This is a genomic window from Microbacterium sp. UBA3486, assembly GCF_002377845.1.
Taxonomy (GTDB): domain Bacteria; phylum Actinomycetota; class Actinomycetes; order Actinomycetales; family Microbacteriaceae; genus Microbacterium; species Microbacterium maritypicum_A.
Genome location: NZ_DFQP01000076.1, coordinates 1 through 16848 on the forward strand (window position 1 = coordinate 1; position 16848 = coordinate 16848).

Sequence of the window (16848 nt, forward strand, 5' to 3'; positions counted from 1 at the left end):
CGGCCCCGGCCTGCAGCGCACCGACGCCGGTGGCGAGCGTGCTGGCGCCGTCGTTCAGGCGGGTTGCACCCGCGCTGAGGTTCGCCGTGCCGGAGGAGAGGGAGGAGGCTCCGGTGGAGAGCGTCTGCAGCCCGGCGGCCAGCGTGGCGGCGCCGGCCGAGAGCTGCGACGTGCCGGAGTGCAGGGACTGCGCGCCGGCGACGAGGGCCGGCACCCCCTGGGGAGCGACGAGTGCCACGGTGCCCGGCCACTTGTTCGCGACGTCGCCGTTGATGAGGCCGTTGACACCGGCCGTGACCTTCGCCGACCCGCCGGCGGCCGCGACGAGCCCCTGGGCGAGGTCGGACCCCTTGGCCGTCACCGGAGCCATCGCGTCGACCTCCTGATCGACGCCGGCAGACAGGCGGGCGAGCGCCTGGAGCTGCGGGTTCTGCGGGTCGGCGGCGAGCAGCCCGGCGAGAGCATCGGCAAGCTGCTGCGAATGCCCTGGCGCCGCAGAAGCCACTCCCTGCAGGAGGCTCTTCGCTTCGGGCTGCGCGAGAGCGATCACGTTCGCGTCGACCTTCGTGCCGAGCGTGCCGCTGAGCGCGCTCGCACCCGCCAGTACCTGCCCGGCGTACGCGTGCGCTCCGTTGACTCCGGCGGCCAGGGTCGACACTCCCGCTGCCAGCGTCTGCGCCCCGGCATCCGCCTGCGCCATCTTCGTCGACAGCTCCTGAGCCCCGGCGAGCGCGCTCTGGGCTCCCCCGCTGACCTTGCCGGCACCGGCCGCCGCGGTCGATGCACCGGCGGCGAGGCTGCTCGCGCCGTCGGCCAGGCTCATGGCACCGCTCGCCGCCGTCGTGGCCCCGTCGCTCAGCTTCTGGGAACCCTCCTGCGCGCTGGCCGCGCCCGCGGAGAGGACGCCTGTCCCCGCGGCGAGCTGCGACGCACCGGCCGAGAGGTCTGCGGCACCGGCAGCGAGGTCGGCCGATCCGTCTTTCGCGGACGTCGTTCCGTCGGCGAGCTCGGAGGCACCGGCGGCGATCTTGCTCGTCGTCGCGAAGAACAGGATCACCATCGCGGCCAGCAGCAGGCTGAGCACGATCACGGCGATGCGCATGCCGATTCCGTGCGAGTGGGGCGTGGTACTCGTCATTGAGGACTCCCGGGGTCAGTGGCGTCGTTGCCACCGGCGACTGTATGGGCACCCCGACTCGCGACCCCCGGATTTGCCGCTCGAAACCAAGTCTCAGCACCGATGAAACTCAGTTTCTTGTGGCTAGTGCACAAACGGGGGTGCCAGGCCCCTGTGCCCTGCGCGAAAAGGGGCCGTAACATCGTGGACTCACGACCCGCCTAGCCTCGTGCCCATGGCGAAGCAGAAGGCACCGGCGTGGCAGTGGTCGGAGGACGGACTCAATTTCCGCACGCGCAAGTGGGTGCGTCCGGAGGACCTCAACGCGAACGGCTCATTGTTCGGCGGCAGCCTGCTGAAGTGGATCGATGAAGAAGCGGCGATCTATGCGATCGTCCAGCTCGGCAACTACCGTGCCGTCACCAAGCACATCTCGGAGATCAACTTCGAGGCCTCGGCCGTGCAGGGCGATCTGATCGAGATCGGCCTGCAGGCCACGCACTTCGGCACGACGTCGCTCACCATGCGCGCGGTGGCCAGGAACATGATCACGCGCAAGCGCATCCTCACGATCGAGAAGATCGTGTTCGTCAGCCTCGACGACGATGGGATGCCGACCCCGCACGGCTACACGGAGATCACCTACGACCGCGACCGGATGCCGACCGAGCGCATCGCCACCGGCACGATCCGGCTCCCCTCCCTCTGATCCGCCACAGGAACGCCGAGCCACCTCCTCAGGCGCGCACTGCCCCCCGGTGTGCCGCGCGCGAGGAGGTGACCCGGTCGGAGAGGGGCGCATCGACCTCGAAGGCCGGAACGCCGGCGAACGCCTGGGCGAGGTCGGCGATGAGGTCGTCGACATCCTCCAAACCGATCGACAGACGCAGCACGTCGGCCGCCGGACGCGCTTCGGGAGGGACAGGCCGATGCGTGAGCGCCGCCGGATGCTGGATCAGCGAGTCCACTCCGCCGAGCGACACCGCGTGCGTGAACAGTGCGGTCGCGGTGGTGACCGCAGAGGCCGCGGCGAATCCGCCGCGCATGCGCATCGCGATCATCGCGCCGGTGCCGCGCATCTGCCGTTCCAGGATGCCGCGCGGGTCGCCGTCGAGTCCCGGGTAGAACACCTCGGCGACCTCGGGTCGATCGATGAGCCACTGCACGATCCGCCGCGCACTCTCCTGCTGGTGCCGCACCCGCACGGGGAGGGTCGTGAGGCCGCGGTGCAGCAGATAGGCCCCGAGCGGATGCAGCAGCCCTCCCGTCACCGCTCGCACGCGGCGCAGAGCCTCCGCCGTCTCCTCGCTGCACGCGACGACGCCGGCGATCACATCGCCGTGCCCGCCCAGGTACTTGGTGGCGCTGTGCAGAGACATCGCCGCCCCGAGGTCGATCGGATTCTGCAGCACCGGGGTCGCGAACGTGTTGTCGACGACGACCGGCACCGTGCCGGCCTGGCGCACGACGTCGGCGATGTCGGCGATGTCGAGGGTGGGGTTCGCCGGGGTCTCGACCACGACGAGGCCGGTGTCGGGGCGCACGGCCGCCGCGACCTCGTCGGGGTGACAGTAGGTGGTCTCGACGCCGAGCAGGCCGGAGCCGAGCAGATGGTCGGTCCCCCCGTAGAGCGGACGCACCGCGACGACGTGGCGCGCCCCGGTCGCTCCCGTGTGCGCCAGGATCACGGCCGTCATCGCGGCCATGCCCGAGGCGAAGGCGACCGCGGCCTCGGCGTGCTCGAGCTCGGCGAGTGCCTCCTCGAAGCGGGCGACCGTGGGGTTCCACAGTCGTGCGTAGACCATGCTGCCGTCCGCCGGAGGACGCCCTCCCGTCGCCATGGCCTCGTACGAGTCGCCGCCGCGCTCGATGTCCGGGAGCGGGTTCGTGGTCGACAGATCGATCGGCAGCGCGTGGACCCCGAGCCCCTCGAGGTCGGAGCGGCCGCCGTGGACGGCGACGGTGTCGGGATGCAGCGATGCAGTCATGACTCCACGTTGCCGGAATCACGATGAAACCGCAGGAACTCGACAGAAGCCGCCAGAGATTCGACACTGAACGCTATTCTGTGCAGCATCCGAAGGGCAAGGAGGCCCCCCGTTGGCGAAAGCACAACTCGACGAGACCGACCTCGAGCTGCTCGCGGTGCTCAGCCGCGACGCCGAGACGACGAACAAGGCGCTCGCACATCGCCTCGGCCTCGCCGAGTCGACCTGCGCACATCGGGTGCGGGCGCTGCGCGAGCGCGGAGTGATCCGCGACACGCGCATCCGCGTCGACGGGGCCGCTCTGGGTTTCCCGCTGCAGGCGATCATCAAAGTGCGCCTGGCGAACCACACGGGAGACAAGGTGACGGCGCTCTTCGATGCCCTGGTCGACATCCCGCGCGTCCTCCAGGTGTTCCACGTCGCCGGCGTCGACGACTTCCTCGTGCATGTGGCCGTGCAGGATGCGACGGCCCTGCGCGACATCGTTCTCGAGCACATCACGGTGCACCCCGTCGTGCGCGGCACCGAGACCCAGCTCGTGTTCGAACTGCGCGACGGACCGGGAGTGCTCTCCACCTGACTCTTCCGGTCGCACTTCGTGCCGTCCGATTCCGTTTCAGACGGCACGAAGTGCGACCGGAACGAGCGGAGCGTCGGTGCGTGCGCGAGGATGGAAGGCACGCCCGCCAGGAGCAAGGGAGCACCATGAGCCGCAGCGCCACCGCCGCCACGCACACCGTCCGCGAGATGAGGGACTTCCTCTTCGCGAACGCCACCGACTATGCGGCGGCCCGCGACGGATTCGTCTGGCCGGAGGTCGACGAGTTCAACTTCGCGTTGGAGTGGTTCGACGTGGTCGCGAGCGAGAACCCCGACCGCCCGGCGGTTCAGATCGTCGAGGCCGACCTGAGCCTGCGCTCCTGGACCTACGGGCAGCTCTCGGCGCGATCCGACCAGGTCGCCTCCTGGCTCCGCACGCTCGGCATCGGTCGCGGCGACCACGTGATCGTGATGTTGAACAACACGATCGAGCTGTGGGAGGTGATGCTGGCGATCACGAAGATCGGCGCCGTGTCGATCCCGACCTCGACCCTGTTGTCGGCTTCGGACCTCGCCTACCGCGTCGAGCACGGACGCGCGCGGGCGGTCATCACTCTCGGAGCGCTCGCCGATCGCCTCGACGACATCGATCCCGGCATCCTGCGCATCGGCGTCGGAGACGACATCTCCTCCGGCTGGGCACGCTTCGCCGATTCCACCGCCGCTCCGGCGGGTTTCGAGCCCGACGCTCCGACCCCCTCGTCCGACACCGCGCTGCTCTACTTCACCTCGGGCACGACGAACCGCCCGAAGCTCGTGCAGCACACCCACGCCTCCTACCCGATCGGGCACCTGTCGACCATGTGGTGGCTCGGGGTGCGCCCCGACGACGTGCACCTCAACATCTCCTCCCCCGGCTGGGCCAAGCACGCGTGGTCCAGCTTCTACTCGCCGTTCCTGGCCGAGGCCACCGTCTTCGTCTACAACTACGCCCGCTTCGACGCGAACACGCTCATGCAGGTCATGGACACCCACCACGTGTCGACGTTCTGTGCGCCGCCGACGGTGTGGCGCATGCTGATCCAGGCCGATCTCGCCCGGCTCACCCGCCCTCCGCGCGAACTGGTGGGCGCGGGCGAGCCGCTGAACCCCGAGGTCATCGACCGGGTGCGTGACGCCTGGGGCGGGACGATCCGCGACGGATTCGGGCAGACCGAGATGACCGCGTGCATCGGCAACTCCCCCGGCCAGGCGGTCAAGGTCGGCTCGATGGGACGCCCGTTGCCCGGTTATCCGGTGGTGCTGCTCGACCCGGTCACCGGCGCAGTCGCCGAGGGGCAGGGCGAGGGTGAGATCGCGCTCGATCTGTCGCAGCCGCCGCTCGGGCTCATGGCGGGCTACTACGACGACCCGGAGAAGACCGCGGAGTCACGGACGGGCGGTTACCACCACACGGGCGACATCGCGGTGCGCGACCACGACGGTTACCTCACCTATGTCGGCCGCTCCGACGACGTGTTCAAGGCTTCCGACTACAAGATCTCACCCTTCGAGCTCGAGTCCGTGCTGCTCGAGCACGACCTCGTGATCGAGGCAGCGGTGATCCCGAGTCCCGATCCGACGCGCCTGGCGGTGCCGAAGGCCTATATCTGCCTGACCCCGGAAGCTCCGGCCGTCGGTTCGGATGCGGCGCGTGCGATCTTCGCCCACGCGCACGAACGGTTGTCATCGCATCTGTGGGTGCGGATCATCGAGTTCGTCCCCGAGCTCCCCAAGACGATCTCCGGCAAGATCCGACGCGTCGAGCTGCGGGCACGCGAAGCCGCGCGGGTGCAGTCCGGCGACGAGGCCGGGCAGCACCGTGACCGTGACTACCGCTGAGGTCAGCGCACGACGGCGATCGTCGCCGTCGCCGGCCCGGTCTTCGTGAGCGCAACCTTCGACGTCGCTGCGACGGGCGTCTTCGACGTCGCTGCGACGGGCGTCTTCGACGTCGCTGCGACGGGCGTCTTCGACGCGGGAACCGCCTTCGGCAGCTCCTCGACCGTGCGGTCGGCACGTTCCGCCCCGGCCGCATTCAGGATCGCGCGCACGACGCTCCCGACGATCAGCATCGCCGCCAGCGCCGCGCATGCCACGATCAGCGGCGTCCACTCGCGCGCGAAGGACGCCGCGAAGCTCATCAGCGCGCCCACGATCCACAGACCCACCGCGCCCCCGGCGAGCCCACCGGAACCCCGGACGATCGCGACCGCCGCGACGATCGCGAAGATGACGGCGAGCGCCGCACCCACGTAACCGATCGGCACCATCACCGCAGCCAGATCACTGGCCATTCTCAATGTCGTCATGACGACCCCCCGTCAGTGGTTACTCCACTCATTCGACATTAGAAGTGTCTCCCGGAATGGGCATCCGCCTCAAGTGCGACTCGCATCATCCTGAAGGCGGATATCTGTACGGACCGGCACAGTCGGAACGACAGCGGCGCGGCTGTCAGCGACGACGTGGCCAACGCAGGCGGCGCGCCCGCACGACCCGCACCGGCTGGGTGACGACCGCGTCCACGACCATCGACCCGTCGGTCGGTCCGACGATCGCGATGGCCGAGGTCTCCGTCGCCTCCGCGGGGTCGATGGGCAGCCGTCCGAGAGCGCGGTGGGCGCGGATGTACGCGGGGACGAGCAGCACGATCGCTCCGAGCCAGGCGAGCGGGTTGCTCAACGCGACACCGTCGAATCCGATCCATGCCCCCAGCACGATCGCCGCGCCCACGCGCATCACGAGCTCGATCACGCCGGTCACGGTGGGCACGAGCGTGTGACCGAGTCCCTGAAGAGCGCCGCGCAGCACGAACAGCATGCCGAGCGCCCAATACCCGCAGCCGTTGATGATGAGCATCCGATGCGCGTCGTCGACGACGACGTCGGATCCTTCGCCGATGAACAGGCGCACCATCGGGGCGCCGAATGCGACCAGCAGGGCACCGAGGACCACACCGGCGGCGACCGCCATCCAGGTCGCCTCGACCACACCGCGACGGATGCGGTCGGGCCGACGACCGCCGTGGTTCTGCGCCGCGTACATCGAGACGGCGAGGCCGAGAGACGACAGCAGGGCGACCGCGAGGCTGTCGACGCGCGAGCCCGTGGTGTAGGCCGCGACCGCGTCGGCGCCGAGGGTGTTCAACGCGACCTGCACCGTGAGCGTGCCGATCGCGATGATCGACGCTTGGAACCCCATCGGCAGGCCGAGTCGCAGGTGCTCGGCGATGTCGTCACGGGTGATGCGCCAGTCGGCTCGGCGTAGGTGCAGCATCGGCAGGCGCCGACGCACGAACTCCAGGCACAGCGCCACCGAGACGGCCTGAGCGACGACCGTGGCGAGCGCAGCTCCCCCCACTCCCCATTCGAGGGGCCCGACCATCAGCACGACGAGGCCGACGTTGAGCGCACACGACACGGTCAGGAACACCAGCGGCGTCTTCGAGTCGCCGATCGCACGGATGATCGCGGACAGGTAGTTGAAGAACATCGTCGCGCTCGCGCCGAGGAAGCTGATCTGCGTGAAGATCGTCGCCTCGGCCATCAGCTCGGGCGGCGTCTGCAGCAGCGACAGGATCGGGCCGGCGAGGAGGGGCGCGCCCACGGTCAGGATGACGCTCGTGATGGCGTTGAGCAGTACGCCGGTCGCGACCGATCGGCGCACGGCCGCGTCGTTCCTCGCGCCGAATGCCTGGGCGATCGGGATCGCGAAACCGCTCGTCAGCCCCCAGGCGAACCCGAGCAGCAGGAACAGCAGGCTGCCGGTCGCTCCGACGGCGGCGAGCGAGGTGACGCCGAGATGCCGGCCGACGACGATGGCGTCGGCGAACTGGTACAGCTGCTGCACCACGTTGCCGAGCAGGAGCGGGATGGAGAAGGCAAGGATGACGCGCCACGGACGGCCCGTGGTGAGGGAGGTGGCCATGAAGGAGCGGCTCGCAGAACTGAGGGGATGATCGGGGGTCCCACCAGCTTATCGAATCGATTCGGCGGGCCGGAAGACCGGATCGACTGCACCTCGATCTCACTCCCGTGGCGCAGCCGCCCCCGGGTTCGCCACGTCGAGCGCGTCCGCTTCCTCCGCTTCCCGAAGCACCTCCCGCACGACCGGTGAATCCTCGCCGATCTCGCGTTCCAGCTCGTGTGCGAGGGAATCCAGTTCCGCGCCACCGGCCATCATGCTGGTGAGCTGCGCGAGCGAGATCTCGTTCTTCTCGAAGTTGCCGATGCTCGTGCCTCGATTGAGGAGGAGGAACCGATCGCCGACGGGATACGCATGATGCGGGTTGTGCGTGATGAACACGACGCCCAGCCCACGGTCGCGAGCGCGGGCGATGTACTTCAGCACGACGCCGGACTGCTTCACCCCGAGCGCGGCGGTGGGCTCATCGAGGATGAGCACCCTGGCTCCGAAGTACACCGCACGGGCGATCGCGACGCACTGGCGCTCCCCGCCGGAGAGCGTGCCGATCGGCTGGTTCACATCGCGCAGATCGATCCCCATGTTGGCCAGCTCGGTGTAGGTGACCTGCTTCATACGCTTCACGTCGAGCCGTCGCAGCGGGCCCCTCCCCTTCGTCAGTTCCGAGCCGAGGAAGAAGTTGCGCCAGACGGGCATGAGCGGCACGACGGCGAGGTCTTGGTAGACCGTCGCGATACCGGCGTCCAGAGCCGCCCGCGGCGACGAGAACCTCACCGGCTCGCCGTCGACGAGCAGTTCGCCGGAGGAAGGGGAATGCGCCCCCGCCAGCATCTTGATGAAGGTCGACTTCCCCGCGCCGTTGTCGCCGAGGACGCACGTGACCTGTCCTGCGTTCACCGTGGTGCTCACGCCGGCCAGCGCGTTCACCGGCCCGTAGCTCTTGCCGACGTCGCGCACCTCGACGACGGGCGCGATCGTGGTGACCCCGCTCATTTCACTCCTCCTGCTCTGAGTCGCACCCAATGGTTCAGGAACACCGCCAGCAGGAGCATCGCCCCGAGGAACGTGCGCAGCCAGTTCGTGTCCCACTGGGCGAAGGTGATCCCCTGGAAGACCATGCCGTAGATCAGGGCCCCCAGCGCCGCCCCGATCGCCGAACCGAAGCCTCCCGTCATCAGGCAGCCGCCCACGACCGCGCAGATGATGTAGATGAACTCCTGGCCGACACCCGTGTTCGCCTGCACCGTCGAGGTGCGGAACAGCGAGATCATCCCGACCAGCCAGGCCGCACCTGCGGTCACCATGAAGAGGCCGATCTTGGTCTTGAGGACGGGGACGCCCACCTGGCGCGATGCGGTCGCCGCTCCGCCGACCGCGAAGATCCAGTTGCCCGGACGCGTGCGCAGCAGAATCCATGTGGCGACAGCCGTGACCACGAACCACCAGAGCACCGAGATGTAGAAGGTGCCTCCGCCGATCGAGATCGACGAGCCGAACAGGGGCTGGATGGTGTCGTAGTAAGGCACCTTCGTCATGCCCTGGATGGCCACCTGACCGGTGAGGAGCTTCGTGACCGCGAGGTCGACACCCGCGAGCACGAAGAATGTGCCCAGGGTGATGATGAAGCTCGGCAGGCCGGTCTTCATGACCAGGATGCCGTTGAGTGCGCCGATCGAGAGGGCGAGGACGAGCGAGACCAGGACCGCGACCCAGATGTTGAGGCCGTATCGGGTGGTGAGGACACCGACCACGAGAGCGGTGAAGCCCGTGAGCACGCCCGCCGACAGATCGAACTCTCCGCCGATCATCAGCAGGGCAACCGCGACCGCCATGATGCCGAAGGTCGAAGCCGACTCCAGCCACACGCCCGCACCGGCGGCCGTCATGAAGCTCTGGGTGTACACCGAGAAGAAGATCATCACCGCGAGTGCCGCGACGAGAGCGCCCATCTCCGGGCGCACGAGCAGATTGCGCAGAGGTCGTCGCTCGAGACGGGGTCTGTTCCCCACCGCGACGATGTCGGTCGTTGTCATCATCAGTCCTTTCGCCGAGAGGGGGCGGCCGACGGCCGCCCCCCTGCCGGATGCCTAGCGCGTGCCCTTCTTGGCGAACTCGGCGACCTGCGCCGCGTTGTCCTTCGTGACGAACGCCGGCCCGGAGTACACCGGCTGTCCCCCTCCGATGTCGTTGCCGTTGATGCTCTTGAGGTACAGCGCCGTCACGCCGAGGAATCCCTGCACATACGGCTGCTGGTCGACCGCGAACGAGATCTTGCCGTCGGCCACTGCGGCCACGACGTCTTCCGAGAGGTCGAAGGTCGCGACCTTCGCCGCGCTCCCGGACTCCTCGACGGCACCGACCGCATCGATCGCGTACTGTCCGCCCAGCGTCAGCACGGCGTCGATAGAGGGGTCGGCCTGCAGCTTCGACTTGATGGTGGCCTTGACCTCGGCGTCGTTCGTGCCGTCGACCTGCAGGTTCACCATCGAACCGCTGAACGCACCGGCGGCTGCGGCGCAGCGCTCCTCGAGTCCGACGTTGCCGGCCTCCTGGATGACGCAGAGAGCGTTGGTCGCCCCCTCTTCGCCCAGACGCGTGCCCACGGCCGCGCCTGCGATCGACTCGCTCTGGCCGATGTGCGTGATCGCACCGAACTCGGCGAACTTCTCGAGGCCGGAGTTGATGGTCACGACGGGGATGCCCGCCGCGACGGCTCGCTCCACGCTGGCCTGGACGCCATCCGGGTTGGCCATCGAGACCACGATTCCGTCCACGCCCTGTGCGATCGCGTTGTCGATGAGCTGCGACTGCTTGGCCGGGTCGGGATCCGAGTTGTAGGTGATCTCCGCGCCATAGTCGCCGCCGGCCTTCTCCGCGCCCGACTTGACGCGGTCCCAGAACGCGTCGCCCGGTGCGGCGTGCGTGACGACGGCGTAGCTCAGGTCGGACGACTTCGTGTCGCCACCCCCCTGAGTGTCGGTCGTCGGGTCCTGCCCGGTCCCGGAGCATGCCGACAACAGCAGAGCGGCTGTGGCGGCGATCCCCAGAACGCCGATGAGGCGCTTCTTCATTTCGGTTTCCCTTCGATGCGGATGCTGTCGACGTCGACACGTCCCACATAGATGACGTCGGTGTCAGGGCGAGTCTGACACCGCGGAAATCAAATGTCAATACATTCTGTCAACATCTCCACTCGGGTGTATTCTGTGCGAAACGGAAGGAGCCGCTCGTGGTGGCGAAGAAGCACATCGGCGTCGGTCTGGTCTCTGTCGGATGGATGGGGCGACTGCATTCGCGCGCTTATCTGGAGGCGCGCAGGCACTACCCCGAGCTCCCCGTCGTTGCGGACCTGGCAGTGGCCGCCGACCCGGATGCCGGAGGCCGGGAGCACGCGTCGAGCGCGCTCGGCTTCCGCGAGACGACGGCGGATTACCGGGAGCTGATCGCACATCCCGACGTCGAGGTGGTCTCGATCTGCTCGCCGAACTTCCTCCACCACGAGATCGCGCAGGCCGCCACCTCCGCCGGCAAGCCTTTCTGGATCGAGAAGCCCATGGGCCGGGGCGCCCGCGAGTCGCGGGAGATCGCACAGGGGGCGGCGGAGGCCGGACTCGTCACATCGGTGGGATTCAACTACCGTCATGCGCCTGCGATCGCGCATGCCAGGCGCCTGGTGCGCGATGGCGCTCTCGGCACCATCACGAACGTCCGCGTCGCCTTGCTGGCCGACTATTCGGCCGACCCCGAGGGAGCGCTCACCTGGCGTTTCCGCCGGGAGCGCGCCGGAACGGGCGTGCTCGGAGATCTGCTCTCGCACGGCGCAGACCTGGCCCAGTATGTGGTCGGCCGGATCAGCGAGGTCAGCGGGCTCACCGAGACCTTCATCCGCACCAGGCCGCTTCCCGTCGACGGCGCGACCAGCCACTTCAGTCGTGGCGCCAGCGGCGGGCCCACCGGTGAGGTCGAGAACGAGGACTACGCCGCGATCCTCGCACGGTTCGCCTCGGGAGCCGTCGCGGTTCTGGAGTCCAGCCGCGTCGCGATCGGCCCGCGCGCCGAGTACCGCATCGAGGTGTACGGGACGAGGGGTTCGCTGCGCTGGGACTTCCAGCGGCTGAACGAGCTGCAGCTCGCCGACGATGCATCGGGCTACCGAACCGTGATGGTCGGGCCCGGCTACGGCGACTTCGCCCGCTTCCAACCCGGCGCCGGCACATCGATGGGTTTCGACGACCTGAAGACCATCGAGGCGTCGCTGTTCCTGCGCTCCGTCGCGGAAGACAGACAGCTCGCACCCTCGGCGTCCGACGCGTGGTCGGCCGCCGAGATCGTGGATGCGGCGCTGCGCAGCTCCGCCTCCGGATCCTGGGAATCCGTGCCCGAGGTGACGGGGCCGACGACGTACGACGCGTGAGCCGGGGGGCCGGTGAATCGCTCGCACCGGCTTTCCCCTCCCCCCACTGCGCCTCAGACCCCGAAGGCGTTCCGAAACGCATCCAGGGCGGCATCCGTGTCGCTCCGAGCCCAGCCCTCGAGACCGATCACACCCGCATAGCCGAGTTCGCGCAGCGCCGCGGCGATCGCGTCGTATCGGATCTCCCCGGTACCCGGCTCGCATCGCCCCGGAACATCGGCGACCTGGATCTCGCCGACCCACGGCAACGCCGCCCCCACCAGCGCGATGAGGTTCCCCTCGCCGATCTGCGCGTGATAGAGGTCGAGATTGAGCCGCAGCGCAGGCGCATCGACGGCGCGCACGAGCCGGAGCGTATCGGCGGCGCGCGCGAAGGGAGTGCCGGGATGATCGACAGCCGTGTTGAGGTTCTCCAGTGTGAAGACACGGCCTTCCCGCGCACCGAGCTCTGCCAGTCGTCCCAGTGTCTCGGTCGCCGTCGCCCACTCGCGTTCGGAGACCTCTTCTCGGGGGCGCACCGGCAGCCCGTCCGAGTCGAGGCCCGTGCCATGCAGGTTCAGCCGGGGCGCATCGATCAGCTCGGCCATGCGCAACGACTCCTCCGCCGTGGCGATGAGTTCGGCGATGCCGTCGGGCGTCGTGAGGTCGCCGCGCAGGTATCCCGTCATCGAGGAGAACACGGCTCCGGTCGCGGCGAGGGCCGGAAGGTCCTTCGTGCTCCAGTCCCAGATCTCGACCTCGAAGCCCCGCTCGTGCAGCCGCCGGACGCGCTCCACGAACTCGAGCTCGGTGTAGAGCATCTCCGCCGAGGCGGCCAGTCGGTAGCGGGCGCGCGGCGACGGCGTGCTCATCGCAGATCCACCGCCACGACGACATGATCGGTGGCCGAACGCTGCGCGGCATCCGCCAAGATCAGGGCGGCACGGCCGTCTTCGAAGGTCGGACTGGTGGACGCCTCACCGCGGACGAGGCGGATGAACTCGTGCAGCTCCGCGGCATACGCCGCCGCGTAGCGCTCCAGGAAGAACGGCTCGTACGGCGGCTTCGCCTCGACGGCCGCGGCGGTCGACAGGCTCACGAGACTGGTCGGGGCGTTGGCGACCTGCAGCATTCCCGCACCTCCGAACGCCTCGATGCGCTGGTCGTAGCCGACCGCACTGTGCCGCGAGTTCACGATCGTGACGAGTGCTCCGGATGCCGCGCGCAGGGTGGTTACCGCGGTGTCGAAGTCGCCGTGCTGAGCGGCCCCGGCATCGAACGTCGTCGACCCGAAGGCCGACACCTCGACGATCTCCGGCAGGAAGAAGCGCGCCATGTCGAAATCGTGGATCGTCATGTCGCGGAAGATCCCCCCGGACACCCCGACGTAGTCGGCGGGGGGCGCCGACGGGTCGCGGCTGATGATCGTCAGCTGTTCGAGAGCACCGATCTCGCCCGCGGCGACGCGAGCCCTGGCAGCGGCGAACGCGGGGTCGAAGCGGCGGTTGAAACCGAGCGCGACCGGCACACCGGACGACACGACCCGCGGGCGCAGCGCCTCGACCCTGGCGATGTCGAGGTCGATCGGCTTCTCGCACAGCACCGGGATGCCGGCCTCGATGGCCTGCGCGATCAGATCGACGTGCGTCGGGGTCGGCGAGGCGATCAGGATCGCGTCGATGTCGCCGGCGGTGAACACGTCGTCCGGAGTATCGGTCGCCGTGCCGCCGTAAGCGGCCGCGACGCGGAGGGCGCCGTCGACGAACGGGTCGGCGACGCGGGTGAGCTGCGCGTCGGGGTCGGCGGCGATGCTCGCGGCGTGCACCTGGCCGATGCGTCCGGTACCGATCAGGCCGAAGCGGAGAGGAGCGTGTGACATCGTGCGGTCCTTTGCGGAAGGGAGGTGTGGAGAGGAGAGGAGAAGCGATGAGGAGAAGAGATGAGGAGAAGAGGTCACGCCCAGGGGCGCAGAGCCTCGCGGTTGCGGATCTGGTCCGTCCCGCGTGCGGCTCGGAAGTCGGAGAGGGAGACGTCCGGGCCGTTGAGCACATCCTGCTCGACGACGATCCAGCCGTCGAAGCCGCGGGCATCGACGGTGTCCATCACCGCACCGAGGTCGATGTCGCCCTCGCCGAAGGCGACGAATGCTCCGGACGACCAGACCTCCCGCATCCCTCCCCCGGCCGCGAGCACGCGCGTGAGCTCGCCGAGATCGACGTCTTTGAGGTGAAGGTGGTTGATGCGGTCCCCCCAGCGCTGCACCGCATCGAGCGGATCGCCACCGGCGATGAACAGGTGCCCTGTGTCGAGCGTCAGGTCGACGTCGACGTTCGCGAGGAACCGGTCGATCTCTTCCGGGGATTCCACGAACGTGCCCGCGTGGTGGTGAAAGGTCGGCTCGAACCCGGCCGCCCTCACGAGGGCGGCGGCGCGCTCGGTGTTCGCGAGCAGGCGTCCCCAGGCTGCCTCCGCGAGCGGGTCGACCTCGGCACCGCGGCCAGGGGCGCCTTGACGAATCGCCGAACCGCCGTCGGCGAGCGTCGGCAGCGGCAGTCGGTCAGGAGCGTCCTGCGCGGCGTCGGAGAAGGCCCGAAGTGCATCGTGCAGCTCCGGCAACGCGGCGTCGAACGCCTCGTCATCAGAGAACGGCAGCTGCACCCAGCCGCCTGCGAGCTCCAGCCCATGACTTCGCAGCCGCTCCCGCAGCCGTCTCCCCTGCCCGAAGAATCCCGACGGACCGAGGTCGACACCGCGGTAGTCGGACTCGGCGAGGGTCGCGAGCAGATCGTCGGGCGCGATCGTCTCCGCGCCCTCCGGCGTCAGCTCGAACACACCGAAGCTCACGGGCGCACCCGCCACCGTCGCCTTCACTTCCCGCTCCCGTCGTCCGCGCCCGGTGATCCTCCAGCGCCCAGAGACCCTTCGCCCCCCAGAAGGGGCCGCTGCGCCGTCCGGCGCTGCTCGTACTCGCGTCGCGCCCGACGCGTCGACGGCAGCGACGATTCCTCGGGCACCGGCACGTCCCACCATCCCTCGCCGTCTGGGGCGTAGAGCAGCGGATCGCTCTCGATGTGGATCACCGTCGAACGCGGCGAGGCCTTCGCTGCGGCGAGCGCGGCCGACAGGTCGTCGATCGCGGAGGCCGTGGGCGCGATCTCCACGACGTCGAGGCCGTAGCTGCGGGCGTTCATCGCGAGGTCGATCGGCAGCAGCCGCTCACCCTGCCCGGAGCCATCCCGTGCCTGATCGCCCTGCATCCGGTACCTGGTGCCGAAGCGCTCGGACCCCACCGTCTCGGACAGGTGCCCGATCGACGCGTAGCCGTGGTTCTGCACGATCACGATGATGAGCTTGATCCCCTCGGCGACGACGGTCGCGAGCTCGGAGCTCAGCATCAGATACGAGCCGTCGCCGACCATCACGACCACGTCGCGGTCGGACCCGTCGGCGAGCGCGCCGCGCTTGGCACCGAGCCCTCCGGCGATCTCGTACCCCATGCACGAGAAGGCGTATTCGACGTGGTAGCCGAGCGGATCCCGAACGCGCCAGAGCTTGTGCAGGTCCCCTGGCAGCGAGCCCGCCGCCTGCACGATGACGTCTTCCGGGTCGGTGGCCGCCTGCACGGCGCCGACGATCTCCGGCTGGCCTGGTCTCTCGCGCCCCGAAGGCACGAAGGCAGTGTCGACCGTGGCATCCCACTCGCGCTTCTCCCCGGCGACGCGCGCGGCATACTCGTCACTCACGAGCCGGTCGGGCAGCGCCGCCGCGAGTGCGTTGAGCGTCTCGCGTGCATCGGCGATCACCGGCAACGACGTACCGTGCTTGTAGGCGTCGAACGCCGCGACGTTGATGTTCACGAACTCGACGCTCGGGTGCTGGAACGCGGTGCGCGAGCCGGTGGTGAAGTCGCTGTAGCGCGTGCCGATGCCGATGACGAGGTCGGCTTCTGCGGCGAGCCTGTTCGCCGCGGACGATCCGGTCGCGCCCACGCCGCCGAGGTACTGCGCGTGGTCCCAATCGAGGCTGCCGCCACCCGCCTGCGTGCTCCCCACGGGGATGCCGGTGCTCTCGACGAAGGCCCGCAGCTGCCCCTCCGCCCCGGAATAGATCACCCCGCCACCGGCGACGATGAACGGGCGTTTCGCGGCGCGGATCGCCCGCACCGCCCGCTCGAGAGCGCCGCGCTCCGGCAGCGGGCGCCGAAGGTGCCACTCGCGCTCGGCGAGGAACGACAGCGGCACGTCGATGCTCTCGGCCTGCACGTCTTCCGGCAGAGCGATCGTGACGGCGCCCGTCTCCGCAGGATCCACGAGCACGCGGAGCGCGTTCACGGCGATCGAGAACAGCTGCTCCGGACGCTGCACACGGTCGAAGAAGCGCGAGAGCGGACGGAACGCATCGTTCACGGAGAGACCGATGTCCCACGGCTGCTCGAGCTGCTGCAGCACGGGGTCGGCGACGCGGGTGGCGAAGGTGTCGCTCGGGAGCAGGAGCGCGGGCAGGCGGTTCGTCGTGGCCAAGGCCGCGCCGGTGAGCATGTTGGTCGCGCCGGGGCCGACGGATGCCGCGGAGGCGAAGGTCGCCCGGCGACGGTGCATCCGCGCGTACCCCACGGACTGGTGGACCATCGCCTGCTCGTTGCGTGCCTGGTGATACGGCATCACGCCTGGACGCTCGACGTCGAGCTGCCGCAGCGCCTGCCCGATGCCCGCGACGTTCCCGTGCCCGAAGATCCCGAACACGCCGGGGATCGTCCGCTCGCGGATTTCACCGTCGACCGTCCACTGATTCGCGAGGAACTCGACCAGCGCCTGGCTGACCGACATCCTCCTGGTCGGTGTCAT

14 protein-coding genes and 1 pseudogene are annotated in these 16848 nt (G+C 69.1%); 4 read left to right on the top strand and 11 right to left on the bottom strand.

The genetic code is table 11. The annotated features are described in order from the left end of the window. Positions 1-1138: pseudogene (locus B2869_RS11195) on the bottom strand (hypothetical protein); the annotation flags it as partial. A 214-nt stretch (positions 1139-1352) separates the two neighbouring features. On the opposite strand from B2869_RS11195, the gene B2869_RS11200 reads away from it, so the two are divergent. Then, on the top strand, positions 1353-1826 hold the full coding sequence (locus tag B2869_RS11200; protein ID WP_051671231.1) for an acyl-CoA thioesterase: 474 nt from the start codon (positions 1353-1355) through the stop codon (positions 1824-1826). A gap of 28 nt (positions 1827-1854) precedes the next feature. Here the strand turns inward: B2869_RS11200 and B2869_RS11205 are convergent, their stop codons facing one another. Continuing rightward, positions 1855-3105, bottom strand: a complete 1251-nt coding sequence (locus B2869_RS11205; protein WP_167255155.1) for a trans-sulfuration enzyme family protein — start codon at positions 3103-3105, stop codon at positions 1855-1857. Positions 3106-3217: 112 nt separating this feature from the next. On the opposite strand from B2869_RS11205, the gene B2869_RS11210 reads away from it, so the two are divergent. Both B2869_RS11210 and B2869_RS11215 read left to right on the top strand, forming a co-directional pair. After that, positions 3218-3685: an Lrp/AsnC family transcriptional regulator gene (locus B2869_RS11210; RefSeq protein ID WP_021201573.1), complete on the top strand. Its 468-nt coding sequence runs from the start codon at positions 3218-3220 to the stop codon at positions 3683-3685. Between the two features lie 125 nt (positions 3686-3810). After that, the gene (locus B2869_RS11215; RefSeq protein WP_292766450.1) at positions 3811-5526 is read left to right on the top strand and encodes an AMP-binding protein; all 1716 of its coding nucleotides are present in this window, start codon (positions 3811-3813) and stop codon (positions 5524-5526) included. Between the two features lie 2 nt (positions 5527-5528). On the opposite strand, the gene B2869_RS11220 is transcribed toward B2869_RS11215, so the two are convergent. The 5 genes from B2869_RS11220 to B2869_RS11240 all read right to left on the bottom strand — a co-directional run bounded on the left by B2869_RS11220 (position 5529) and on the right by B2869_RS11240 (position 10682). Continuing rightward, positions 5529-5996, bottom strand: a complete 468-nt coding sequence (locus tag B2869_RS11220) for a hypothetical protein (protein ID WP_292766453.1) — start codon at positions 5994-5996, stop codon at positions 5529-5531. 145 nt (positions 5997-6141) lie between these two features. Next, complete coding sequence (locus tag B2869_RS11225; RefSeq protein ID WP_292766455.1) at positions 6142-7614, bottom strand: MATE family efflux transporter; 1473 nt, start codon at positions 7612-7614, stop codon at positions 6142-6144. Positions 7615-7713: 99 nt separating this feature from the next. Then, a complete protein-coding gene (locus B2869_RS11230; RefSeq protein WP_292766458.1) occupies positions 7714-8604 on the bottom strand; it encodes an ATP-binding cassette domain-containing protein in 891 nt (296 codons plus the stop codon). Next, a complete protein-coding gene (locus B2869_RS11235; protein WP_136024784.1) occupies positions 8601-9644 on the bottom strand; it encodes an ABC transporter permease in 1044 nt (347 codons plus the stop codon). Before B2869_RS11235 ends, B2869_RS11230 begins: the two co-directional genes overlap by 4 nt. Before the next feature lie 54 nt (positions 9645-9698). Continuing rightward, positions 9699-10682 (bottom strand): substrate-binding domain-containing protein, encoded by a 984-nt coding sequence (locus B2869_RS11240; protein WP_136024692.1) that lies wholly within the window; start codon positions 10680-10682, stop codon positions 9699-9701. A 158-nt stretch (positions 10683-10840) separates the two neighbouring features. Here B2869_RS11240 and B2869_RS11245 point away from each other — a divergent pair, with 158 nt between their 5' ends. Further along, on the top strand, positions 10841-12025 hold the full coding sequence (locus B2869_RS11245; RefSeq protein WP_292766462.1) for a Gfo/Idh/MocA family protein: 1185 nt from the start codon (positions 10841-10843) through the stop codon (positions 12023-12025). Between the two features lie 53 nt (positions 12026-12078). Here the strand turns inward: B2869_RS11245 and B2869_RS11250 are convergent, their stop codons facing one another. The 4 genes from B2869_RS11250 to iolD form a co-directional block, all read right to left on the bottom strand. Then, positions 12079-12876 carry a TIM barrel protein gene (locus tag B2869_RS11250; RefSeq protein WP_292766466.1) on the bottom strand — a complete coding sequence of 266 codons (798 nt, stop codon included), beginning with the start codon at positions 12874-12876 and terminating at the stop codon, positions 12079-12081. Then, the gene (gene iolG / locus B2869_RS11255; RefSeq protein ID WP_292766469.1) at positions 12873-13883 is read right to left on the bottom strand and encodes an inositol 2-dehydrogenase; all 1011 of its coding nucleotides are present in this window, start codon (positions 13881-13883) and stop codon (positions 12873-12875) included. Before iolG ends, B2869_RS11250 begins: the two co-directional genes overlap by 4 nt. A gap of 74 nt (positions 13884-13957) precedes the next feature. After that, on the bottom strand, positions 13958-14875 hold the full coding sequence (locus B2869_RS11260) for a sugar phosphate isomerase/epimerase family protein (protein WP_292766472.1): 918 nt from the start codon (positions 14873-14875) through the stop codon (positions 13958-13960). Beyond that, the gene (gene iolD, locus B2869_RS11265; RefSeq protein ID WP_292766506.1) at positions 14872-16848 is read right to left on the bottom strand and encodes a 3D-(3,5/4)-trihydroxycyclohexane-1,2-dione acylhydrolase (decyclizing); all 1977 of its coding nucleotides are present in this window, start codon (positions 16846-16848) and stop codon (positions 14872-14874) included. Before iolD ends, B2869_RS11260 begins: the two co-directional genes overlap by 4 nt.